General features: G+C 44.3%; 19 protein-coding genes. 17 read left to right on the forward strand and 2 right to left on the reverse strand.

The window, feature by feature from the left end:
• Nucleotides 1-12: 12 nt before the first annotated feature.
• Entirely contained in the window at nucleotides 13-1,497 is a 1,485-nt protein-coding gene (locus GTK07_RS03670; RefSeq protein WP_163633094.1) for a xylulokinase, read from the reverse strand.
• A 197-nt stretch (nucleotides 1,498-1,694) separates the two neighbouring features.
• On the opposite strand from GTK07_RS03670, the gene GTK07_RS03675 reads away from it, so the two are divergent.
• The 3 genes from GTK07_RS03675 to GTK07_RS03685 are packed head-to-tail and all read left to right on the forward strand — an operon-like array spanning nucleotide 1,695 to nucleotide 4,817.
• Nucleotides 1,695-2,975 (forward strand): DUF5690 family protein, encoded by a 1,281-nt coding sequence (locus GTK07_RS03675; protein ID WP_163633096.1) that lies wholly within the window; start codon nucleotides 1,695-1,697, stop codon nucleotides 2,973-2,975.
• Complete coding sequence (locus tag GTK07_RS03680; protein WP_163633098.1) at nucleotides 2,965-4,137, forward strand: TIGR03364 family FAD-dependent oxidoreductase; 1,173 nt, start codon at nucleotides 2,965-2,967, stop codon at nucleotides 4,135-4,137. Before GTK07_RS03675 ends, GTK07_RS03680 begins: the two co-directional genes overlap by 11 nt.
• On the forward strand, nucleotides 4,134-4,817 hold the full coding sequence (locus GTK07_RS03685) for a phosphonatase-like hydrolase (RefSeq protein ID WP_163633100.1): 684 nt from the start codon (nucleotides 4,134-4,136) through the stop codon (nucleotides 4,815-4,817). The genes GTK07_RS03680 and GTK07_RS03685 overlap by 4 nt, the downstream gene beginning before the upstream one ends.
• On the opposite strand, the gene GTK07_RS03690 is transcribed toward GTK07_RS03685, so the two are convergent.
• Nucleotides 4,818-5,384 carry a helix-turn-helix domain-containing protein gene (locus GTK07_RS03690; RefSeq protein ID WP_163633102.1) on the reverse strand — a complete coding sequence of 189 codons (567 nt, stop codon included), beginning with the start codon at nucleotides 5,382-5,384 and terminating at the stop codon, nucleotides 4,818-4,820.
• Nucleotides 5,385-5,666: 282 nt separating this feature from the next.
• Here GTK07_RS03690 and GTK07_RS03695 point away from each other — a divergent pair, with 282 nt between their 5' ends.
• The 14 genes from GTK07_RS03695 (at nucleotide 5,667) to GTK07_RS03760 (ending at nucleotide 23,533) form a co-directional block, all read left to right on the forward strand.
• The gene (locus GTK07_RS03695; protein ID WP_163633104.1) at nucleotides 5,667-8,831 is read left to right on the forward strand and encodes a SusC/RagA family TonB-linked outer membrane protein; all 3,165 of its coding nucleotides are present in this window, start codon (nucleotides 5,667-5,669) and stop codon (nucleotides 8,829-8,831) included.
• 48 nt (nucleotides 8,832-8,879) lie between these two features.
• Nucleotides 8,880-10,424 (forward strand): SusD/RagB family nutrient-binding outer membrane lipoprotein, encoded by a 1,545-nt coding sequence (locus GTK07_RS03700; protein ID WP_203583710.1) that lies wholly within the window; start codon nucleotides 8,880-8,882, stop codon nucleotides 10,422-10,424.
• Nucleotides 10,425-10,462: 38 nt separating this feature from the next.
• Nucleotides 10,463-12,100: an alkaline phosphatase family protein gene (locus tag GTK07_RS03705; protein ID WP_235932418.1), complete on the forward strand. Its 1,638-nt coding sequence runs from the start codon at nucleotides 10,463-10,465 to the stop codon at nucleotides 12,098-12,100.
• A gap of 1 nt (nucleotide 12,101) precedes the next feature.
• On the forward strand, nucleotides 12,102-13,376 hold the full coding sequence (locus GTK07_RS03710; protein WP_163633109.1) for a ComEC/Rec2 family competence protein: 1,275 nt from the start codon (nucleotides 12,102-12,104) through the stop codon (nucleotides 13,374-13,376).
• Entirely contained in the window at nucleotides 13,363-14,724 is a 1,362-nt protein-coding gene (gene pbfA, locus GTK07_RS03715) for a (R)-1-hydroxy-2-aminoethylphosphonate ammonia-lyase (protein ID WP_235932419.1), read from the forward strand. Before GTK07_RS03710 ends, pbfA begins: the two co-directional genes overlap by 14 nt.
• A complete protein-coding gene (locus GTK07_RS03720) occupies nucleotides 14,724-16,313 on the forward strand; it encodes a fibronectin type III domain-containing protein (protein ID WP_163633113.1) in 1,590 nt (529 codons plus the stop codon). Before pbfA ends, GTK07_RS03720 begins: the two co-directional genes overlap by 1 nt.
• Nucleotides 16,314-16,316: 3 nt before the next feature.
• On the forward strand, nucleotides 16,317-17,393 hold the full coding sequence (locus GTK07_RS03725) for an alkaline phosphatase family protein (RefSeq protein ID WP_163633115.1): 1,077 nt from the start codon (nucleotides 16,317-16,319) through the stop codon (nucleotides 17,391-17,393).
• A 146-nt stretch (nucleotides 17,394-17,539) separates the two neighbouring features.
• Complete coding sequence (locus GTK07_RS03730; protein WP_163633117.1) at nucleotides 17,540-18,172, forward strand: Crp/Fnr family transcriptional regulator; 633 nt, start codon at nucleotides 17,540-17,542, stop codon at nucleotides 18,170-18,172.
• A gap of 61 nt (nucleotides 18,173-18,233) precedes the next feature.
• Nucleotides 18,234-19,967, forward strand: a complete 1,734-nt coding sequence (locus GTK07_RS03735) for a SulP family inorganic anion transporter (RefSeq protein ID WP_163633119.1) — start codon at nucleotides 18,234-18,236, stop codon at nucleotides 19,965-19,967.
• Between the two features lie 56 nt (nucleotides 19,968-20,023).
• Entirely contained in the window at nucleotides 20,024-21,433 is a 1,410-nt protein-coding gene (locus tag GTK07_RS03740; protein ID WP_163633121.1) for an MBL fold metallo-hydrolase, read from the forward strand.
• A gap of 9 nt (nucleotides 21,434-21,442) precedes the next feature.
• On the forward strand, nucleotides 21,443-21,823 hold the full coding sequence (locus tag GTK07_RS03745) for a rhodanese-like domain-containing protein (protein ID WP_235932420.1): 381 nt from the start codon (nucleotides 21,443-21,445) through the stop codon (nucleotides 21,821-21,823).
• Between the two features lie 88 nt (nucleotides 21,824-21,911).
• A complete protein-coding gene (locus tag GTK07_RS03750; RefSeq protein ID WP_163633123.1) occupies nucleotides 21,912-22,256 on the forward strand; it encodes a rhodanese-like domain-containing protein in 345 nt (114 codons plus the stop codon).
• Nucleotides 22,257-22,265: 9 nt separating this feature from the next.
• Complete coding sequence (locus GTK07_RS03755; RefSeq protein ID WP_163633125.1) at nucleotides 22,266-22,535, forward strand: heavy-metal-associated domain-containing protein; 270 nt, start codon at nucleotides 22,266-22,268, stop codon at nucleotides 22,533-22,535.
• Nucleotides 22,535-23,533: a c-type heme family protein gene (locus tag GTK07_RS03760; protein ID WP_163633127.1), complete on the forward strand. Its 999-nt coding sequence runs from the start codon at nucleotides 22,535-22,537 to the stop codon at nucleotides 23,531-23,533. The genes GTK07_RS03755 and GTK07_RS03760 overlap by 1 nt, the downstream gene beginning before the upstream one ends.

The raw sequence follows: 23,533 nt of genomic DNA on the forward strand, positions 1-23,533 counted from the left end.
ATATGGATTTGTTCAGTTGTGCAAATAGTTGTTGAGTTCCTTTTTCCATTTTTGATACGCCTCTTCATATTCCTTGGAATTGGTATCTGGCGAAAATGTTTGTTGTATCGCATCGGAGGCCGTGGCCTCGGTCATGTTTTTAAAATCGCCGAAAGCCAGAGCGGCAGCTCGGGCTGCCCCAACGGCACCAGTGGTTTCCACAATATTGATTTCGCTATTGGTGAGGGTTGCGATGGTCTTGGCAAAAATGTTGGCCTGGAAAAGGTTGTCATTTCCCGCTTTGATGGAGGCAATGTGTACCCCATCATGCTTTAGGATTTCCATACCGTAAACAAAGGAAAAAGCAATGCCCTCCAAAGCTGCCCGAAAAAGATGGGGTGCCTTATGAATGTTGAAATTGAGATTCAGGATTCGAGATCCCTTGTCCCTGTTTTCCAGCATGCGTTCGGCCCCATTCCCAAAGGGAATGATCTGTAGTCCATTGGACCCTATAGGTATCGATTCCGCTTTCAGGTTCATTTCGTTATAAGAAAGTCCTTGGGTAAGTTCGTTCTTGATCCAACTGTATTGGATTCCCGTTCCGTTGATGCAGAGCAACTTACCAATTCGGGGATGATCAGCCGTATGGTTGGTATGGGCAAAACTGTTGATTCGGGTATGCTCCTTTGTTTGCTCATGATCGGAAATGGCATACACCACGCCGGAAGTGCCCCCTGTGGCGGCAATTTCGCCAGGCTGCATCACGTTCAGGGAAATGGCGTTATTGGGTTGGTCCCCGGCCCGGTACATAATGGGGATGCCTTCCGGTAGGCCAGATTCCGAAGCACCTTGCTGACTTACGGTTCCCTGTTCTGAAAAGGAGGGACGAATTTCTGAGACCAGGGAGGAATCGATACCTGCTTCTTCCAAAAGCCATGTGGCCAATGTATTTTCCTTAAAATCCCAAAGGATGCCTTCGGAGAGTCCAGAAGGTGTCGTCACACATTGTCCAGAAAGTTTTAGCGCAATGTAATCTCCGGGCAACATGAACTTGTGGATGTTCTTAAAAATCTCAGGTTCATGGTCCTTCACCCATTTCAACTTGGAAAGGGTAAAATTGCCGGGGGAATTCAACAAATGTTCCACACACTTGTCGTGTCCCACTTTATTGAATAGGTCTTCCCCGGTTTCCACCGCCCTACTATCACACCAAATAATGGAAGGCCGTAATGGTTTCAGGTTCTTGTCCACCACTACCAGTCCATGCATCTGGTAGGATATGCCAATTCCCTTGATCTGGTTTTTGTCAATGTTGTGTTTTTTGATGAGCTCTTGGGTGGCAATACAGGTATGCTTCCACCATAGATTGACATCCTGTTCGGCCCAGCCATTTTTTGGGGAATCAATGTGCATTTCTTGCTTGGGTTGCTGTACAAGCGCCTTAACGCTACCATCTTCGGCATTTACCAGTGCAGCTTTTATGGAGGAACTGCCAATATCATAACCTATCCAATACATAAATTGAAGTGGAATTCTTCAATGAAAATAGTTATTTATAGATGAACTCTCTTTTTAAAATTGGATTATATCTCCTTATTCTTAAAAAGTGTAATTTTTTACTAACAATTTTTTAATCTAGAAAGAAGAGGAACTTTCCTATAAATTTGAGTAATTTGAAACATTATTTTAGTATTTGTAAACATATAATATAAGGTATGTTCAAAAAGCAGTCCAGTTTAATCTTTGTGCTACACGCCTCCCTGGCTGCCTTTGGCACATACTTTTGCATGTATGCCTTTAGAAAACCCTTTTCAGTGGCCACCTTTGAAGGGTTGGCCTATTTTGGGATAAACTACAAGATCCTTTTGGTCATTGCACAGGTTATAGGGTATGCACTTTCCAAATTTGTGGGGATTAAGGTAATTTCAGAATTGAAACCCAACCGAAGGTTGATGTACCTGATCTCCTTGATCGTGATGGCGGAACTTTCATTGTTGCTGTTCGCCTGGGTACCCGCCCCGTACAATATTGTTTTCATGTTCTTGAACGGATTGCCCTTGGGCATGATTTGGGGCATTGTGTTCTCCTATATTGAAGGGAGACGTTTCACGGACATCCTTGGCGTGGTACTTTCGGCCAGTTTTATTGTTTCCAGTGGCGTGGTCAAATCCGTGGGGCTTTATGTAATGAACCATTGGGGCGTCACTGAATTTTGGATGCCGTTCGTTACCGGGGCATTGTTTTTTATTCCGCTGCTCCTATGTTCCTATATGTTGCAAAAGGTACCACCGCCCACTCCCGATGATATAGAAAACAGGACGGAACGGATTCCGATGACCAAGGAAGACCGAAGGCATTTGGTGAAGCAGTTTTTCTTTCCATTGCTGTTGGTGGTCATTTTTTACACCTTTTTGACCGCCTTCAGGGATTTTAGGGACAATTTTGCCCGCGAATTGTGGGACAGTATCGGCTATAAAGGCGATATTTCGGTGTTTTCCACATCCGAGATCATTATAGCCATTGTGGTACTGCTGATCATTGGAACCATTTTTTATATCAAGGATAATTTTAAGGCCTTGCTCACCTATCATGGGCTGTTATTGTTGGGGACCGTGGTGTTGGCCTTGTCCACTATCCTGTTCCAAACGGGTGTGCTAGATCCCTTTGTATGGATGGTCTCCACCGGTTTCGGGCTTTACATTTGCTATGTGCCCTTCAACTGTCTGTTTTTTGATCGGTTCATTGCGGCCTTCAAGGTAAGGGGCAACTCTGGGTTTCTTATCTACATAGCGGATGCTTTTGGCTACGTGGGCAGTGTATTGGTGTTGTTGTACAAGAATTTTGGACAGAACAAACTCTCATGGCTCAATTTCTTTGTGTACGGAACGTATGCCGTGGCCATTATCGGTATTGTGGTCACCGTGGTTTTGTTCCTTCATTTTGGGGCACGACATAAATCAGAAAATTTAAAAGAAAAATTGGACTATGGAAAATAGATACGATGCGGTCATAGTTGGTGGGGGCATTTTGGGGACTTTTCATGCCTTTCACGCCATGGAAATGGGCCTAAAGGTCTGTTTGGTGGAAAAGGATGCTTACCCAAAAGGGGCGACCACCCAAAACTTTGGGCAAGTGGTTCCTTCGGGAATGAACTCCAAATGGCAACAATTCGGAAGGGAAAGTCTTCGCATTTATAAAGAGATACAATCGCAGTTCGATATCAGCATTCGGCAGAACGGAAGTGTCTATTTGGCCTCCAACGAAGAGGAGGAACAGTTGTTGGTGGAACTCAGGGCTATCAACAACAGCAATGATTATACCTCCAAAATGCTCACCAAGAATGAGTGTTTGGACCGTTACCCAGGATTGAGAAAGGATTACGTAAAGGCAGGGCTCTTTTTCCCGGAAGAAGTCACTGTGGAACCCAGGATCATGATCCACAGGTTACAGGAATTTTTATCCACCCGTAAAGAAATGGAGATCAAAATGGGTTTTCCGGTAATCGGGTGTGAACGCAACGGCGAATGGGTGAAAGTGGATGGTGCAACGGGAGAATCCCTTTGGGCCAAAAAGGTAATCATATGCAATGGCAGTGATTTTAAAAACCTGTATCCCGAAGTATTTGCCGAAAGTGATCTTGAGGTTTCTAAACTACAGATGATGCAGACCAAACCCCAAGGCAACTACGAATTAAATGGCTCTATTTTAACGGGGTGGTCCATCAGAAGGTATGAGGCTTTTTACGAATGTCCGTCTTTTGCCTCAATTAAAAATAACGAGCCGGAAGATAGCCTTCAAAAACAATGGGGGGTCCATATTTTGTTCAAACAGGCAACTGATGGTTCCGTAATTTTGGGAGATTCCCATCAATATGCCGATGCCAACAAAATAGAAGATTTAGGGTATGATCTGGATATGGACATCGATCATTTTATGGTAGAGGAAGCCAAGAAAATTATGGATCTTCCCACTTACGAAATCCAAAGAAGATGGTATGGCATGTATTCCCAATGTAAGACCAGCGACATATTCCAAAAGACCATTGATGGGCACATTCACATTGTTACCGGAATTGGAGGGAAGGGAATGACTGGGAGTGCCGGATTCAGCAAAAAGAACATCGCAACAATTTTTAATACGCAGAAAATAAATTTATGAAAAACATTAAGCTAGCGGTTTTTGATATGGCGGGCACTACGGTGAACGAAGATAATGTGGTATATAAAACAGTTAGACAGGCATTGGCCAAATGGGGGGTGGATGTTTCCTTGGAAACGGTCCTCGAATTTGGCGCCGGAAAGGAAAAATACAAGGCCATTGTGGATGTTTTGGAAGCGACCAAAAATGGTCGGGAAGAAGAAGTGGATGCCAAAGCAGTGCATGAAGATTTTAAAGGAATGTTGAAAGAAGCCTATGCCAATTTGGAGGTGACCCCATATGAAGGTGTGGAAGAGCTTTTCGAGACTTTGAAATCCCACGGGGTAAAAGTGGTCCTGAACACGGGATATGACAGAAAAACGGCCCAATCCCTTTTGGACAAACTGGGATGGGAACCGGGCAAACAGATCGATGCACTGATTACCGCCGACGATGTGGTAAAAGGTAGGCCTTCATCGGAAATGATAGACAAGGCCATGGAGATGTTTGGTATAACCCATTCCGAGGCGGTTTTAAAAGCTGGCGATTCCGTGATCGATATTGAAGAAGGAAAAAATGCCCATTGCGGAATCACCGTGGCGGTATTATCAGGGGCCCAGAACCGCGAGCAATTGGAAACCGCGGAACCGACCTATATCCTTACTTCTTTGGATGCCTTGGCGGGGGTGTTGTATCCGTGATCAGATAAAGAAATAGACCACCAACATTTTGGAGGGCACTTTGCCCTTGTTGATAGGAACATGGGGGATTCTGCCATCAAAAAAGATGGAGTCCCCTTCTTTTAACAACACTTCTTGGTCTCCGATTACATAGGAACACTCCCCGGTTAAAATGTATTTGAATTCAAAGGCATCCGTAACCACTTTGTCCCGTTCAGAATTGGGTTGTACCTCCAAGAGCACACTTTCAAACCCGACGGAGTTCAGTTGTTTGCCAAAGATGTAGTTGTAGGTAAAACCGATGGCCTCATCCTCCTTTTCGATAATGGTTTGGTCATCTTTGCGTGAAACCAAAAAATTCTGGCCGTTCACTTTGGGCATCCCATCAAAAAAATCCGTGAGTTCGGTATCCAATGCTCCAACAATTTTTAAAAAAACGGGTAAGGAGGGTATGGTCCTCCCATTTTCTATCCTGGAGATCAATCCGGCCGTGACCCCTGCGTTGATTGCAACATCATTAATGGTCTTTTTATTGTTCTTTCGTATTTCTTTGATCCGTTTGCCTATTCCGATTAGATAATCTTCCATTTTGGGGTATGCTCGCTGTTTTTAATATTTATAACATTCTGTCAGTTTTCATAGTTACTAAAAAAAGTCTTCAGTCCCTTATAAAAATGCATTCTTTTCAAAGTTCAATAAAATAAAGAGGTCTTTTAAAAGTGCATATTTGTAAATAATGTTTACCTAACATTGAGCGGTTTCTTTTAACCTTTCCATATCATTTTTTTAATCTGTTTAAGGGCATGCCTTAACTCTTGTGTTGGATATTTGTTGATAAATAATTAACCAAATTTTACAAATACTCAACAAATGAAAAAATCAATCCTAGCGTTTTTACTTGCCTTTACCGTAAGTATGATCGGCTATTCCCAGATTACTTTTTCGGGGAAGGTAGTAGACGAGAACAGCATGCCCTTACCTGGGGCCTCCGTTGTTGTAAAGGGCAGCACCACCGGTGTGGCCACAGACTTTGATGGGAACTTTGAAATTCAGTTGCCCAGTGCCAATGAAACCTTGCTGGTAACCTATATAGGTTACTTGGCAAAAGAGTTCTCCACAGCGGGCCAATCAACAGGTACCATTATTTTGCAGCCCGACTCCCAACAACTGGACGAGGTTGTGGTAACCGCCCTTGGTATTAAAAGGGAAAAGAAATCCTTGGGTTACGCATCCCAAGAATTGGATTCGGAAGAAGTAACGGCGGCAAGGGAGCCCAACTTGTTGAATGGGATATCAGGAAAGGTTGCCGGTCTTCAAATCACCAATAGCCCATCAGGTTTGGGAGGATCCGCAAGGGTGAGCATAAGGGGTGATGCTTCTTTGAACATTAATGGTAACTCACCTTTGTTTGTTGTGGATGGTACCCCGATCAGTAATGAGATTGTTGGTTCTTCCGGTTCCGGTACACAGGATGTGGATTATGGAAATGGAGCTGCTGAAATCAATCCGCAGGACATCGAGTCCATAAACGTGTTGAAAGGTCCGGCGGCTGCGGCACTTTATGGTGCCAGAGCGGCCAACGGTGCCATTATCATCACCACTAAAAAAGGAAAATCTGAAAGTGGAAAATTGGGTATTACTATCAATACAGGAGTTACTGTTGAGAGCATTTTACTATTGCCCGATTGGCAAAACGAATATGGACAAGGTAACAACCAGCAATTTGCATTTGTAGATGGTAGCGGAAGTGGTATTGCGGACGGAGTGGATGAAAGCTGGGGTCCACGGTTGGATACCGGTCTTTTGATCCCCCAATTTGATTCCCCAAGAGAGGATGGTACAAGAGGAGGGGACTATTTGGTTAGCGATTCCCCAATAATCCCTACTCCATGGGTATCACAACCCAACAATACCAAAGATTTCTTTGAAACAGGTTTTACAAAGACAAACAGCATTGCGATATCGAAATCCGGTGATATGGGAAATGTCCGTTTCTCCTATCAAAACTTGGATCAGGAAGGTGTTGTTCCCAATACCGATTTAAAAAGGAATTCCTTCAATTTGAACACTGCCCTTAACCTTACTGACAAGGTGACTCTAAATGCGAACATCAACTATATAAAGACAGATAGCGGAAACAGGCCTTCATTGAGCTATGGTACGGAAAGTATCATGTATTTGTTCATTTGGTACGGTAGGCAGATCAATACAAACAACCTAAGGGATTATTGGATGCCCGGAATGGAAGGGTTGCAACAGTTCAACTACAATTACAACTACCATGATAACCCATTCTTCAATGTTTATGAGAACACTAACTCCCAGGATAAGGACAGGGTTTATGGGAATGTTAGCGCGAACTACAAAATCAATGACCATTGGAATGTAATGGTGCGTACAGGTCGTGATTTCTACAGGGACCTAAGGGCCAAGAAAAGAGCTTTTAGTACACAGCGTTTTCCTTTAGGTTATTATAGGGAAGACAACGTTTTCTTTGAAGAGTCAAACACAGACTTTTTGATTTCCTATGATAATACCTTCAATGATAAGTGGAATATCAATATTTCTGCAGGTGGAAACCAATTGAGACAAAAACAGGACTATACCCAGACCGTTGCGCCTCAGTTGATAAATCCAGGAGTTTATTCCTTTAACAATACCAGAAGGCCTTTGGAGGTATCCACAAGCGACAGGGAGAAAAGGATCAACAGTTTGTATGGTTTTGCCAGGTTTGCCTATGATGAAAAAGTGTACCTTGATCTAACCGGAAGAAACGATTGGTCAAGTACCTTACCAACGGATAACAACTCCTATTTTTACCCTTCTGCAACCTTGAGTGCGATTGCCAGTGATATTTTTGAGTTGCCGGAGTTCGTTTCTTTTGCGAAAATCAGGGCAGCCTATGCCGAAGTAGGTAATGATACGGATCCCTACAAATTGGAAAGTTTTTATACCAATGAATCACCATTTGGGGATTATCCGGCCTTAACAGAGTCTTCCCTGATTCCCAATGCAGAACTTAAGCCAGAGATTACCTCTTCCTATGAGTTTGGATTGGATATTCGTTTGTTCCAAAGCAGGGTGAACATAGATGCCACATATTATGATGGTAGAACTAAGAACCAGATCATACCCATTAGTACAGATATAGCCAGTGGTTATACCAGTAAATTGATAAATGCCGGTGAGGTAAGGAATTACGGCTTTGAGACCATTGCCAGTTTTATACCTGTCAAAACTGACAATTTCACGTGGAGATCAACATTTAACTTCTCTACCAACAAAAGTGAGGTGACCGACCTGGGAGGTGTAAACTATACCTTGACTGAACGCAACGGGGCATTCATCCAAGCCCGTGAAGGAGGTTCCATCAGTGCCATTTATGGTAGGGGTTTCCAAAGGGTAGAGGATAAAAATAGCCCTTACTATGGTCAAAAAATCTTCAATGACCAAGGAATTCCGATGAGAACGGATGACCTGGTCTATCAAGGGGACTATGCACCTGATTATACATTGGGCATGTTGAACAGCTTTAAGTACAAGGCATTTGACCTAAGTTTTCTATTGGATACCAGACAGGGAGGTATCGTGGTTTCAAGAACAAAGACCATAGGTAGCACATCAGGTCAGTTAAAGGAAACTTTAGAAGGCAGGGAAACCGGAATAGTGGGTGAAGGAGTAGTGGAAACATCACCAGGAGTGTACACGCCAAACACAGTAAATGTGGATGCCAGGACTTGGAACAACAGATACTATGAAAGGGATAACGTGGAAGCGGCCAAATATGATGCATCCTATACCAAACTAAGGGAAGTTACCCTAGGGTATACCTTGCCAAAAAGGTTTGTGGACAAATTGCCGATCACGGGAGCTAGACTTTCCATTACTGGAAGAAACCTTTTGTTATGGACGGACAACCCCCATTTTGATCCCGAAACCGTTTCAGTTGCCGGAGGCACGCTGCAACCTGGTATCGAGAACATGTCTTACCCTAGTACCAAGACATACACAGTTAACCTAAGAATAGACTTTTAATTATACTATCCGATGAAAAAATTACAGGACCTTCAAAAAATGATTTTCATGACAATTTCTTTGTTGTGTATAATCAACTGTACGGACGATTTTGAGCAAATAAACACCAACCCCAACTATCCGGAAAGTGCCGAGCCAAGCTTATTGCTGCCAGGAATCATGAGAGAAATGGCATATAACTGGGGCGATCAAGGATGGGAAGAAGGTTTCACCGTAACACAATATGCCGCAAGGTTGCAGTTCACCTCCGGAGATACCTATAACTGGTCTCCAACAGGTAATCCCTATGATAATGCATATGCATCACTGCGCGATGTTGAAAATATTATCAGGGAGACCAAGGAAAATGAGGGTCAGCAAAACTACTATGGAGTGGCACTGATAATCAAGTCTTGGATTTATTCGTACCTGACAGATGCGTATGGGGATGTTCCTTACACTGAGGCCACGCAAGGAATCAGTGGAGACAACATTACACCGGCATTTACCCCTCAAAGTGAAATATATGACGGTATCTTGTCCGACTTAAAAACAGCCAATACCGTATTGACAGGGACTGAAAATATCACTGGTGATATTTTGTATGGAGGGGATGTTTTAAAATGGAGAAAGTTTGCCAATTCCCTGCGTTTAAGATTGGCCATGCGAATCAGTGATGTGGACAATTCAAGGGCCGTTTCTGAAATGTCGGAAATCGCTGGGAACAGCACTACCTATCCAATTTTTGAAAGCAATGCCGATGCTGCTTTGCTTCAGTGGAATTCGGACAATCCCCAACCAAAATACAATACTCGTTCCGGAAGTTTCGATGAAGTTCGTCTAAGCACGACCTTGGAGGAGAGACTGAAGGATTTAGGGGACAGAAGATTGATTGTTTTTGCCCAACCAACGACGGATTCGGGAAAAGGAATTTACTCCGATAATTTGGACGATTATGTTGGTATGCCCAACGGATTGGATGATGAAGCAGCTTTAGGCTATAGCCCCTCCGGAGACCCAGAAAAATCAGGTTCCAACTTTATTTCAAGGTTAGGTATTTTATTGGCCTGTAGGGCTTGCAATGTAGAACAGGCCTCGCCAACCGCTTCACAGACCATTATTATGAGCTACTCTGAACTACAGTTCATTTTGGCAGAAGCCAGGGAAAGGAACTTCATCGTCGTTGGAGATGCTGCTGAATATTACGAAAACGGTATCAGGGCTTCATTTACCTATTATACGGAAAGAGTTATTGCCGGAGGTTGGAACGAGATTGCTGCGGACATGCAGGCATTTGATGTTGATGCCTATGTTACCCAACCAATGGTGGCCCTTTCAGGTACAGCTGAGGAGAGATTGGAAAAAATAGCCATGCAAAAATGGATTTCCCTTTTCTACACAGGCTTTGAGGCTTGGTCCGATTGGAGACGCACCGGCATGCCTGAAGTGATTCCTGGCCCGGACGCAGTAAATGGCGGTAAAGTACCTGTACGTTTTCAATATCCAAACTCTGTAAAATCCACAAACAGTGCCAACTATCAAGAAGCGGTATCGCGCATGGGGGCAGATGATTTAAATACCCGATTGTGGTGGGATGTGGCCGATAACTTTTAATAGGAATGAAATTTAGTAAGCTTATAAAAAGCATGATCATGACCACGGGAATTTTGTTCCTGTGGTCTTGTTCTTACAAAAAGGATGATACCCCTAAGGGTATAGAGCACATCGTGATCATCGGCGTGGACGGTATGAGTCCCAATGGGATTCAAAGGGCACATACGCCCATGATGGACTCCATGATACAAAATGGGGCCGCCACCATGCATGCCCGTTCCGTATTGCCATCAAGTTCCAGTCCCAATTGGGCCAGTATGATCATGGGGGCCGATACCGAACAACACGGGGTCACTTCCAACGGATGGGAAAAGTTTGACCATCAATTGCCACCCGTAGTAGCGACCAAAAATGGAACCTTCCCAACCATTTTCACCTTGTTCCATGACCAACAGCCCGAAGCCCATGTAGGTGCTATTTACGATTGGGATGGCTTTGGACGTTTGTTTGAAAAGGAGGATGTCGATTTTGATGTTGACGGGGACCACGAGGACAATACCACACAACAGGCCGTAAACTACATCAAGGAACATACTCCAAAGTTCACCTTTGTGCATTTGGATCATGTAGATCATGCAGGCCATGCCTTGGGCCATGGGAGCCCAGAATATTACAAGTCCGTAGAAAAGGCGGACTCTTTGATTACCGAAATTGTCAACGCGACCAAGGAAGCGGGCATTTTTGAAAAGACCCTGTTCATTGTTTCTGCCGATCACGGTGGAATCGGTTTTGGGCACGGGGGTGAAAGTTTGGCCGAAATGGAAATACCCTTTATCCTTTATGGTGCAGGAATCAAAAAAGGATATCAGATTGAAGAGACCGTATACCAATACGACAATGCAGCCACGGTGGCCTATGCTATGGGATTGCAAACTCCCCAGTCATGGATCGGGAGGCCCACTAAAGGAGCTTTTATCGGTAATGAAAAACCCAACTTGACCTATAGGCGAAAAGAGCAGATAACCCAACCAAAGATTCTTCCGGATGCAGGCTATTTTGAGCCTGCAGGAGGAGTTTTTAAGGCGGATTCCGTTGCCGTGGTGATGCAGAATCCCAACAATGTGGGTGAGATAAGGTATACCATTGGAAATGCTGTTCCGACCATGGAAAACAGCAAGGTGTATCAAGATACTTTTTACCTGAAACAAACCGAGATTGTAAAGGCCGGAATTTTTCAGGGTGACCAATTGGTGAGTACGATTGCGGAGGCCAACTTTAGATTGGTTCCCGAAAACAAGGAAGAACCTGTTTCCTATGCCATTTACTACGGCGATGGAATGAATAAATTACCGGATTTTTCTACCTTGAAGCCTGTAAAAGAAGGATTTGCGATGGAATTCTCCCATAAACAAGCCCTGATGGAAGATGTGCAACAAGAACAGGTGGCCTTGGTGTTGGAAAGCTATTTGGATATTCCTGAAGATGGGAAATATGGCTTTTTCACCAATAGTGATGACGGGAGTAAACTCTACATTGATGGAAAATTGGTGGTGGACAACGATGGGGACCATGGGGTCATGGAACGTGGCGAAGCCATTGAACTGACCAAAGGCAAACATTTGATTAGGGTAGAATTTTTTAACGGAGGGGGAGGCTACCACTTGGATGTGAAATACCAAGGAGCCAACATCCCGAAACAGATCATTCCCGCCAATCATTTATACAGAGAAAAATAGCATGCATATCAACTTCAAAAAATCAGGTTTTTTTGCCGTTCTGTTTTTTACGGCTTTGATAGTAAAAGGCCAAAAGCAGCAATTGCCTGCTTGGCAACCTGGTTTTTTGGACATCCACCACATCAATACTGGTAGGGGCGATGCTGCTTTTGTGGTTTTTCCTGATGGCACCACCATGTTGGTGGATGCCGGGGACATGTCCGAGACCCATCCTAGGACCACATCTAGCAGAAATGCCGAATTGGTTCCGAACAGGTCAAAGACCGCACCCCAGTGGATCGTGGATTACATCGACCAGTTTCTGCCCAAAAGACAAGAGCGAAAATTGGATTATGCCCTCATCACCCATTATCACGATGATCATTTTGGGGAAATTGATTCCTTGCGAAAAACAGCTCCGGGAGGGTATCAATTGACCGGAATCATGGAAGTGGGAACCCTTATCCCTATCAAAAAATTGATCGATCGCGGATTTGAATTCCCCATCAACCTGAAAGATTCCAAAGTACAGGCAGAGGAACGTTTCTCAAGCGATGCCTATGGCATGATACCGACCTTGAAGGAGTACTGGAAGTTTGTCGATTTTCAGTCCAAAAAGGTTGGATTGATCAATGAAGCCTTGAAGGTGGGTCGTTCGGATCAGATCGTTTTGAAAAATAACCCAAAGGGTTATCCGGAATTCTCGATACAGAACATTGCCTCCAACGGAAACATTTGGACAGGCTACGATGATTCCTTTTACGCTTTGTTCCAACAAGGGCAATATCCCGGGGAGAATCCATTGAGCAACGGTATCCGAATCGATTACGGCAAGTTCAACTATTACACGGGCGGTGATATTTCCGGCATAGACGGCATGGGTCAGACGGATTTGGATGCCTTGGAATCCCACGTGGCCCCGGCAATCGGCCCGGTGGATGTGGCCACACTCAACCATCACGGCAACCGCGATTCACAGAATCCATTTTATGTTCGGACCATCCGACCCCGTGTCTGGATCCAACAAAATTGGACAGCTGACCACCCTGGTGAGGAAGTTTTAAGAAGAATGACATCAAAACAATTGTACCCTGGCGAACGCGATATTTTTTCAACCATTATGCTCCAAGGCACCAAGGATGTGATCGGGGGCAGGTTGGACCAATACAAAAGCCAAAAGGGACATATTGTAGTACGGGTTTACAATCACGGGGATTCGTACGATATTTATGTGTTGAACGATTCATCGGAAGAAAGGGAAATACTAGCGAAATATGGACCATATGAAGCACGATAGGCACAACGGGGAATCTGTTGTGGAAGGCGACATCAACCTTACCTCTGCCAGAGGAGAATGGTTGAAGGAAGAAGTGAACGACCAGACCAAGGAGCTGTTGGAAAAGGATGCCAAATACTTTTTGCACCAATCCATGTCCACCCCGTGTTTGGACGTTTTAAAAAATTGCGAAGGCTCTTATTTGGAGAGTATCTCTGGGAAAAGATATCTGGATTTTCATGGTAACAATGTGCACCAAGTAGGGTTTTCCCATCCCAAAATGGTGAGTGCGCTTATGGGCCAACTGCAGGAACTTACGTTTTCAACCCGAAGATATACCAATGAAAAGGCTATCAAGTTTGCGGAGAAACTGACTTCCTACACTCCAAAAGGTCTTAACCGTATTTTGCTTACCCCAAACGGAAGTTCTGCAATCAGCATAGCCTTGAAACTGGCCCGCGCGGTAACCGGTAAGCACAAGGTAGTTTCTTTTTGGGACTCGTTCCATGGGGCCAATTTAGATGCCATCAGTGTAGGGGGAGAATCCATTTTTCAGGAACATATGGGCCCTTTGATGCCTGGTGTGGAACGCATTCCGCCTCCTATTACCTATCGCGGTATTTTTGAAGGAAACGAGGAGAAGGCATTGGAGTATTTGGAGCATGTGTTGTCCAAGGATGATGAGATCGGTGCCTTTTTGGCCGAGACCATTCGCAATACCGATGTGCAGATTCCAACCGCAAAATATTGGCAAGGCGCCCGTGAACTTTGTGATAAGTATGGGGTGTTGTTGATTTTGGATGAAATTCCGATTGCCTTCGGTCGTACCGGAAAAATGTTTGCCTACGAACTGTTCGGAATTGAACCGGATATCCTTTGTTTGGGCAAGGGCTTGGGTGGAGGTATTGTTCCCCAAGCTGCCATTGTGACCCGTGAAGAGTACAACCGTTTCGGTCATATTTCTTTGGGACACTATACCCACGAAAAAAGTCCATTGGGCTCCGTAGCCGGATTGACCCTTTTGGAAATCATTGAAGAAGAAAAATTGTTGCAAAAGGTAAAGGCAGATGAGGAATTCATGAAAAAGGCCCTTTACAAAATGCATCGAAAATATTCCCTGATCGGTGATGTACGAGGAGTAGGTCTGTTGTGGGGTATCGAATTGGTCACCAACCGGACCACCAAGGAAAAAGCGACTGCCGAAGCCGAGGAAATCATGTATGAATGTTTAAAAAATGGGTTGAGTTTCAAGGTTTCCAAAGGAAACGTCCTGCAACTCTCACCTCCCTTGACCATTTCTCGGGAAGAACTGGAAAAAGCTTTGGAGATATTGAACGACGCCTTCCTAAAAACAAATGCCATAGCCTAATGAAAAAAATCAACGAACTACTTATCTTTTTGTTTTTGGGCATTGCCCCGATGATGGCCCAGTCGGAGCCACAGATCTTGGTACAGCCCTATCTGCAGAATGCCGAACCCAATTCCATCACCATTATGTGGGAGACCACCAATGGCGAGGAAAGCATCGTTGAATATGGAACTACTCCAAAACTGGGCAAAAAGGCCGCAGGTGAAGCCGAAGACATCAATTTTTCGGATTTTCGGGTACATACCGTGAAGTTGACAGGTTTGGAACGTTTTACAGAATACTACTATCGGGTAAAGACCGGTAAGGCCAAATCGGACATCTATCAATTTAAGACCCCACCCTTTGCCAGTGATGAGGAATCGTTCAATATTGTTGCCATGAGCGACATGCAGTACGATAGCCAAAATCCGAACAAATTTTCCGAAGTGGTGAACGAGGGCATCATTCAATATTTGAAAAAGGAATATGGCGGCAAATTGCCCGATAATCTGGCCATGGTCATGATTCCGGGAGACTTGGTTCAGAGCGGCAGCCAATACTATCAATGGAAGGAACATTTCTTCGACCCTGCACAAAAATTGTTTGCCGAAGTGCCGGTGTATCCTGTTTTGGGAAACCATGAGCGAAACTCCATTTTTTACTTCAAATATTTCAGTCTTCCCGAGAACGGAACCCCTGCCTATGCAGAGCATTGGTGGTACAAGGATTATGGAAATACCCGGGTGATCGGGTTGAACTCCAATGATGGTTATCGGGATTTGAGAGAGCAATACGAATGGCTGGAAAAGGTTTTGACAGATACGGAAAAGGATGATAATATCGACTTTGTTTTTGCCCAACTCCACCATCCTTATAAATCGGAACTTTGGATTCCAGGGGAAGAAGAGCCCACAGGAAAAGTGGTAAAAATGTTGGAGGAGTTTTCAACCAAAACGGGTAAACCCAGTATTCACTTTTTCGGTCATACCCATGCCTACTCAAGGGGTCAATCCAGAGACCACAAACATTTGTGGATCAATGTGGCCTCCGCCGGTGGTGCCATCGACAATTGGGGGGAGTTTGAAGGACGCGATTATGACGAGTTCACGGTTTCCCAAGACGAATATGGTTTCGTGATGGTGGAAGTGGACGGTAACCGGAACGACCCGAAATTCACCATTAAGCGAATCAGTCGTGGCAACGAAAGCAAGCTTAGGGACAATGAGCTTCGCGATAGTATTACCATTTGGAGATTGGAAAAGAAACCTGAAACGCCCAAAGCAGTTTCGCCTACAAACAATGTGGAAGTTGAAGATGAATTTGCCACATTGAAGGCTGGGGAATTTTCAAGTTTGATGAGCGGGGCCTTCCTTGCCGCAGCGCATTGGCAGGTTTCTGAAACCAAGGATTTTGAAAAATTGGCACTGGACAGTTGGAAACAATACGAAAACTGGTACTATGAGGAAGACCGTCAAAAAGATGACAACCTTACCGACGAAAGAACCAAAAGATTGAAACCCGGAACCACCTATTATTGGAGGGTCCGTTACCGCGACCAAAACCTGAACTGGAGTGATTGGTCCGAAACAGCATCATTTAAAACCAAATAGAAAATGAAAAACAAGATGTTACTTTTGATGGCTGCCATGGCAGTTTTTCTAAAGATCAGTGCACAGGATTCCGATACGAAGGTCATTTTGATTACACTTGATGGGTACCGCTGGCAGGAATTGTTTACGGGTGCCGACCCTTTATTGATCGGTAACAAGGATTATGTTCATGAGATGGATGCATTAAAAGAAGCCTTTTGGAGGGAAACTCCTGAGGAAAGAAGGGAGGCCTTGATGCCCTTTTTCTGGGCCCAAGTTTCCAAAATGGGGCAGTTGCATGGGAACAGGACCTTGGGGAGCAAAGTGAACCTTACCAACACCATGTGGTTTTCTTACCCTGGTTACAACGAAATCTTGACAGGAACCGCGGATGATAAAAATATCCGAAGCAACGATAAGATTGAAAACCCCAATACCACCATTTTGGAGTTGTACAATAACACACCAGAAGGGAAAGGGAAGGTAGCCGCTTTTGGCAGTTGGGATGTGTTCCCTTATATCATCAACGAAGAGCGCTCTGGCATTCCCGTAAATGCGGGGTATGAAAAAGCTAAAGGCGAAGATCTTACCGAGAGGGAAAAAATGCTCAATGATATTCAGAGACAAGCCCCTATTATCTGGGAATCCGTTAGGTTGGATGTGTTCACGCACAACTACGCCTTGGAAGAAATGAAAAAAAACCATCCCAAAATGGTGTATATCTCTTATGGTGAGACCGATGATTTTGCCCATGGCGGATTCTATGATTTTTATTTACAAGCAGCTAATCGCACCGACTCGATGATCCATGAACTATGGGATTTCACCCAACAGGATGATTTTTATAAAGATCAAACGGTTTTCATCATCACCACAGACCATGGAAGGGGCACCGAACCTTTGGATACCTGGAGAAGTCATGGAGCGGACATAAAGGGAGCGGACCAAGTTTGGATGGTCACTTTTGGAAAGGGTATAAAACCAACTGGTGAAATTAAAACGGAAGAACAACTCTATTCCAACCAGGTTGCACCAACCATTTTGAAAAAGTTAAAGGTTGCCCTACCCACGGAAATGATGGGTCAACCCCTGAAAGATTAAGTTTAAGTAGGTTTAAATTCAGTTAATTAGTTTGCGTTTATTTGTGATGCACCCACACTTTTAGTGTGGGTTTTTCATATTTGGACCGTAAGTAAACGGGAATTTCATTTTTAAAATATTTACCTTAGGGGGCCTATACCAACAGCATGGAAGAAGATCTTATTGGAACATTCAGCAATTATTTTGAGCCACCCCTGATCGAGGAAATCCTACAGGTAGGAAAACTTATGGAAGTACCCGCGGGCGAAACCATCATGGATATAGGTCAATACATCCGAAGTATGCCCTTGCTTCTATCCGGGGCCATAAAAGTGCTGAGGGAAGATGAAGAAGGGGATGAGCTACTCCTGTATTATTTGGAGCAGGGAGAAACCTGCTCTGTGACCATGGCCTGCTGTATGGGGCATACCAAAAGCGAGATCAGGGCCATTACCGAAACCGAAGTCCGGGTTATCATGGTCCCTGTTCAGAAGATGGAGGAATGGATGGCCAAGTACCAGGGCTGGCGTAACTATGTGTTCGATAGCTACCATAACCGATTGAATGAATTGCTCCAGACAGTGGACAGCATTGCCTTTAAGAATTTAGACCAGAGGCTGGTAGAGTATCTTAAAAAGAAAGTGGAAGTGACCAACGATAATAAGATCAGGAGCACCCACCAAGAAATCGCCTATGATCTGCACACTTCAAGGGTGGTGGTTTCCAGATTATTGAAAAAGCTGGAAAAAATGAAAAAGCTGAAATTGCACAGGAGTTATATCCATGTCTTAGATTTATAATTGTGCCCTTTGTTACTGTGGGCTGCCGTTAGGCACTATATTTTTGCGCAAAACCGATCAGATGCTCAAAAGGTATTTTCCTTTTTTATCGTGGATAGGAAATTATAATCGTTCGTTGTTGTACGGCGATTTGATTGCAGGGATTACCGTGGGGATCATGCTCGTGCCCCAAGGAATGGCCTATGCCATGATTGCTGGTATGCCGCCCATTTATGGGCTATATGCTTCTTTGGTCCCACCCTTTATATATGCTTTAACAGGAACATCGAGACAACTGGCAGTTGGTCCTGTTGCCATGGATTCCTTGTTGGTTGCGGCAGGTATCGGGGCGTTACATTTGGCCGGCATTGAGGATTATATAGCGGCCATACTCTTTTTAACCCTACTCATTGGTAGCGTCCAACTTCTTTTGGGAATATTGAAGATGGGTTTTTTTGTCAATTTTTTGTCAAAACCAGTAATCAGTGGTTTTACTTCGGCGGCGGCCATACTTATTGGGTTGGGGCAGTTAAAACATATTTTGGGGACAGATTTTGAACAATCGAGCAAAATCTATGAACTTATTGGAAATATAATAGGAAGTTTGGGGCAGATCAATCCAAATTCCTTGATATTTGGCATTTTGGCCGCTCTGGTCATTATTATACTGAATAGGGTGAGTAAAAAGATACCTACCCCGTTGTTGATGGTTGTCTTGGGTATTTTGATCGTTTCCATTTTCCATTTGGAAACATTGGGAATACGTGTTGTGGGCGATATCCCAAAGGGATTGCCCACATTCCAGTCCCCACCAATTTTATGGGATAGGATAGGCCAATTGCTCCCTATAGCCATTACCGTGGCCCTTTTCGGGTTTATGGAATCCATTTCAATAGCCAAAACCGTGGAAGAAAGACACACGGAGTATGAATTGGATGCCAATCAGGAGCTAAGGGCGTTGGGAATTTCCAATATATTGGGATCGTTTTTCCATTCTTTTTCCGTTTCTGGGAGTTTTTCCAGGACTGCGGTCAATGACCAGGCAGGGGCCAAAACAGGAATGTCCCTTATTTTCAGTGCGCTATTGGTCGCAGGGGTCCTGCTTTTTCTGACACCCTTGTTCCATAATTTGCCCACAGTAGTGTTGGGGGCTATCATTATCGTATCCGTTTTTGGGCTGATAGACATCAAGTATCCATTGGTGCTTTGGAAAAATAGGAAGGATGAGTTTCTACTGTTGACGGCCACTTTTTTAATGACCCTATCCATCGGTTTGATAGAAGGCATTCTATTGGGGGTATTGCTCTCCTTACTGTTGTTGGTCTATCGGATTTCCAACCCACATATTGCCATTTTGGGAAGGATAAAGGGAACCAATTATTTCAGGAACATCGACCGCTTTTCGGAAGAGGTGGAAGTTGATTCGGATAAGCTGATCTTAAGGTTTGATGCCCAGTTGTATTTCGGCAACAAGGACTATTTCAAAAAACAATTGTACAAGCAAATAGAAAAAAAGGGAATCGGATTAAAGGCCATTGTGTTGAACGCGGAAGCAATCAATTACATAGATAGCAGTGCCACTGCAATGTTAGAGCGCATAATATTGGACCTGCGCGAAAAAGGAATCAAATTCCTTATTGCAGGGGCCATTGGCCCTACGAGGGACATTTTGTACAGCAGTGGTCTGATCGATATCTTGGGTGAAGAAAATCTCTTTGTCCAAACATTTGAAGCAGTGGACGGCTGTTTTGACCAAAAGGAAAGAAGTATGATTCAGAAAAAGGTATCGTTACAGTCCAAGTCCAAGAGTTTGTAACTTTGGTCACAGAAAGTTACGCCACACAATTTTATATTTGGTAAAAACCATGTCATATGAAGATTGAACAGATTTATACAGGATGTTTGGCCCAAGGGGCTTATTATATAGAAAGTGAAGGGGAGGCTGCCATTGTGGATCCCTTGAGGGAAGTGAAGCCTTATATTAAAAAAGCCACTGAGGATGGGGCAAAGATCAAATACATTTTTGAGACCCACTTTCATGCCGATTTTGTGAGCGGTCACGTTACGCTTGCCAAAGAAACCGGTGCGGAAATCATATACGGTCCAACGGCCAAACCATCTTTTGATGCCATAATTGCAACGGATGGACAGGAGTTCCGATTGGGCAAGTTGACCATTAAGGTGTTGCATACCCCAGGGCATACTATGGAGAGCTCCACTTTTTTATTAAAGGACGAAAACGGTAAGGACCATGCTATTTTTAGTGGCGATACCTTGTTCTTGGGGGATGTAGGCAGGCCCGACTTGGCCCAAAAAGCCGCCCATATGACCCAAGAGGAATTGGCTGGAACGCTATACGAAAGTCTTCGGAACAAGATCATGCCATTGGCGGACGATGTGATCGTATATCCTGCCCACGGTGCTGGTTCCGCTTGCGGAAAAAACATGATGAAGGAAACAGTGGATACCTTGGGCAACCAAAAGAAAATGAACTATGCCCTTCGGGCCAATATGACCAAGGACGAATTTATCGCTGAGGTGACCGAAGGATTGTTGCCTCCACCCCAATATTTCCCTTTGAACGTGAAAATGAACAAAGAAGGGTACGAAGATATCGATACGGTATTGAAAAGAGGAACACATGCCTTGAGCCCGGATGCCTTTGAAGTGGCGGCCAACGAAACAGGTGCCGTAGTGTTGGATGTACGCCACCAAGATGATTTTGCAAAGGGCCATGTGCCAAGATCTATCTTCATCGGGTTGGATGGTAGTTTTGCCCCTTGGGTAGGGGCCTTGATCGCCGATGTGGAACAACCCATACTTTTGGTAGTACCCGAGGGCAAGGAACAGGAAACCGTGACCCGACTTTCAAGGGTAGGTTTTGATCATACCTTGGGCTATTTAAAAGGAGGGATTGAAGCTTGGAAAGCCGCAGGAAAAGAGTTTGATACGGTGCCCAATGTAAATGCCGAACAGTTCAAAACTATGGTGGATAAAGGGGTTCCTGTTTTTGATGTGAGAAAGGAATCGGAATATAATGCCGAACATGTGGTGAATGCCAATTTGACCCCATTGGATTATTTGAACGACCACTTGGCCGAATTTCCGGAAAAAGAGACCTTCTACATACACTGTGCCGGAGGATATCGAAGTATGATTGCATCCTCCATTTTAAAGAGCAGGGGAATCCATAACTTGGTAGATGTATCCGGTGGTTTTGCCGAAATCAAGAACGCGGGGATACCCGTTACGGATTACGTTTGTCCTTCGACCATAAAATAAAGGGAAGCCATGCGACATTTGTTTAGGTTGATGCCATATCTGATGGTTTTTACCGCTGTCCTTTCTTGCCAATCCCAGCAAGATGGTACCATCACCCGGGTGGACAAAGAAGCCATCAAGGCGGAAGTCATTGGAAAGGACGTACAGCTTGTGGATGTACGCACCCCAGAAGAGTATAATGCCGGCCATATAGATGACGCCATCAATTTTGACCTTAGCAATCGAAGTGCCTTTTTGAAACAGATAGAGACCTTGGACAAGGACCGACCCATATACGTGTACTGTATGATCGGATCTAGGAGCGCATATGCAGCCAAGATCCTCAGGAGCAAAGGTTTTGCTAAGGTCTATGACTACTCCGGGGGCTACGACGATTGGAGAAAGCCCTGAACATTTTCAGTAAATCTTTTCTTGTGTAACCAGCGTTACTGACCACTTTGGTCATACGGGGTATTTTAGCCCTTAAATAGAAAAAAGTATGTCGTTACTAAGCTTTTTGTTCAAGGGACAAACACTACCGGATCAGGTACGGATTTTGGACCGCGAAGATTATAAAACGGCCATTTCCAAAGGAAAGGTACAATTGGTAGATGTTAGGACCCGTGCGGAATTTATGGCCGGTCACATCAAGGGAGCGAACAATATTGACTTTTTTCAGGGTTCCGCCTTTCAGGGCGCCTTTTCCAAATTGAAAAAAGACAAACCCCTATATATTTATTGCCAGTCCGGGAACAGGAGTCAAAAAGCGGCCAGAATATTGGTCGATATGGGATTCCAGGAAGTATATGACCTTCGTGGGGGCTACCGGACCTGGACCTATTAATAGGGAGGTATGAAAACAACATTTCATGTACAGAACCTTAAATGTGGTGGTTGTGCAAGGACCATTTCCAACAAATTGTCGGAAATGAACGGTATTGAAGATGTGATTGTGGAGAAGGAACGCTCATCGGTTAGCTTTGATCATCAAGGCGCCGATGGCGCTTCCTTAGTTAAAGAAGCCCTTAGACAAATGGGTTATCCCACGGTTGATGATGAGAACGGTATGGTTCTCAAAGCAAAATCTTTTGTAAGTTGTGCCAACGGTAAATTGGGACGGTGATGAAATATCTTTTTATTTCTTTTTGGTTTGTAGTACTGCTGTTTTCCTGCAAACAGGGACCAAAAACCACTGAAGCTGAACCAGGGTCTGTAGCACAACTGACAACATCTTCGGAAGTTGGTAAAAAACTGATGGAAACCAAATGCTATCTATGCCATAATCCTTCCATTGGAGACAACAATCAACGAATTGCCCCACCCATGATAGCTGTAAAAGCACGTTATCTGGACACATACGGGGATAGGGAATCGTTCGTTAAGGGAATCGTGGAATTTGTAAAGGCACCTTCAAAAGAAAAAGCCATGATGTGGGGCGCTGTGCGCCGATATGGGTTAATGCCTTCCCAACAGTTTCCAGAGGATGAAATCCGAAAAATTGCCGAGTACATCTTCGATTATCAAATTGAGGAACCCGAATGGTTCAGGGCACATTGGATGGATAGAAGAGGGGATTCCCTCTATAACAAGGGTAAAAAACCGGTTGTTGTTCCAGAGGGACAAAGTTCAAGGGAAATGGGGATGAAATTCGCCCAAGAAACACAGAAAGTGTTGGGCAAGAACCTCATGGGAACCATCCAGGACAAAGGTGTTGAGGAGGCCGTTGCTTTTTGTAACGAAAGGGCCTATCCATTGACGGATAGTATGGCCACTAATTTCAATGCCCGGATCAAAAGGGTCTCCGACAAGCCTCGTAGCCCTAAAAATGCCGCCAATGCATCAGAGTTGGCCTATATTGAAACATTTAAAAAGGAAGTGGCCGCAGGCGGTTCCGTAGAGCCCATCTTGAAAGAAGAAAATGGAAAAGTTTATTTCTACTATCCTATTGTCACCAACAGTATGTGTTTGAACTGCCACGGAACACCAGGTAAAACCATTCAGCCAAATGTTGCCCAACACTTGTCCCGATTATATCCTGACGACATGGCCTTGGGGTACAATGAAAATGAGGTAAGGGGAATTTGGAGCATTGTTTTTGATGCTCCGGAAGACTCCAAATAA

Source organism: Flagellimonas sediminis (assembly GCF_010500845.1).
Taxonomy (GTDB): domain Bacteria; phylum Bacteroidota; class Bacteroidia; order Flavobacteriales; family Flavobacteriaceae; genus Flagellimonas; species Flagellimonas sediminis.

Coding starts and splice junctions, on each gene's coding strand:
- GTK07_RS03670 (WP_163633094.1), bottom strand. CDS start 1,497: ATGTATTGGATAGGTTATGATATTGGCAGTTCCTCCATAAAAGCTGCA.
- GTK07_RS03675 (WP_163633096.1), top strand. CDS start 1,695: ATGTTCAAAAAGCAGTCCAGTTTAATCTTTGTGCTACACGCCTCCCTG.
- GTK07_RS03680 (WP_163633098.1), top strand. CDS start 2,965: ATGGAAAATAGATACGATGCGGTCATAGTTGGTGGGGGCATTTTGGGG.
- GTK07_RS03685 (WP_163633100.1), top strand. CDS start 4,134: ATGAAAAACATTAAGCTAGCGGTTTTTGATATGGCGGGCACTACGGTG.
- GTK07_RS03690 (WP_163633102.1), bottom strand. CDS start 5,384: ATGGAAGATTATCTAATCGGAATAGGCAAACGGATCAAAGAAATACGA.
- GTK07_RS03695 (WP_163633104.1), top strand. CDS start 5,667: ATGAAAAAATCAATCCTAGCGTTTTTACTTGCCTTTACCGTAAGTATG.
- GTK07_RS03700 (WP_203583710.1), top strand. CDS start 8,880: ATGACAATTTCTTTGTTGTGTATAATCAACTGTACGGACGATTTTGAG.
- GTK07_RS03705 (WP_235932418.1), top strand. CDS start 10,463: ATGACCACGGGAATTTTGTTCCTGTGGTCTTGTTCTTACAAAAAGGAT.
- GTK07_RS03710 (WP_163633109.1), top strand. CDS start 12,102: ATGCATATCAACTTCAAAAAATCAGGTTTTTTTGCCGTTCTGTTTTTT.
- pbfA (WP_235932419.1), top strand. CDS start 13,363: ATGAAGCACGATAGGCACAACGGGGAATCTGTTGTGGAAGGCGACATC.
- GTK07_RS03720 (WP_163633113.1), top strand. CDS start 14,724: ATGAAAAAAATCAACGAACTACTTATCTTTTTGTTTTTGGGCATTGCC.
- GTK07_RS03725 (WP_163633115.1), top strand. CDS start 16,317: ATGAAAAACAAGATGTTACTTTTGATGGCTGCCATGGCAGTTTTTCTA.
- GTK07_RS03730 (WP_163633117.1), top strand. CDS start 17,540: ATGGAAGAAGATCTTATTGGAACATTCAGCAATTATTTTGAGCCACCC.
- GTK07_RS03735 (WP_163633119.1), top strand. CDS start 18,234: ATGCTCAAAAGGTATTTTCCTTTTTTATCGTGGATAGGAAATTATAAT.
- GTK07_RS03740 (WP_163633121.1), top strand. CDS start 20,024: ATGAAGATTGAACAGATTTATACAGGATGTTTGGCCCAAGGGGCTTAT.
- GTK07_RS03745 (WP_235932420.1), top strand. CDS start 21,443: ATGCGACATTTGTTTAGGTTGATGCCATATCTGATGGTTTTTACCGCT.
- GTK07_RS03750 (WP_163633123.1), top strand. CDS start 21,912: ATGTCGTTACTAAGCTTTTTGTTCAAGGGACAAACACTACCGGATCAG.
- GTK07_RS03755 (WP_163633125.1), top strand. CDS start 22,266: ATGAAAACAACATTTCATGTACAGAACCTTAAATGTGGTGGTTGTGCA.
- GTK07_RS03760 (WP_163633127.1), top strand. CDS start 22,535: ATGAAATATCTTTTTATTTCTTTTTGGTTTGTAGTACTGCTGTTTTCC.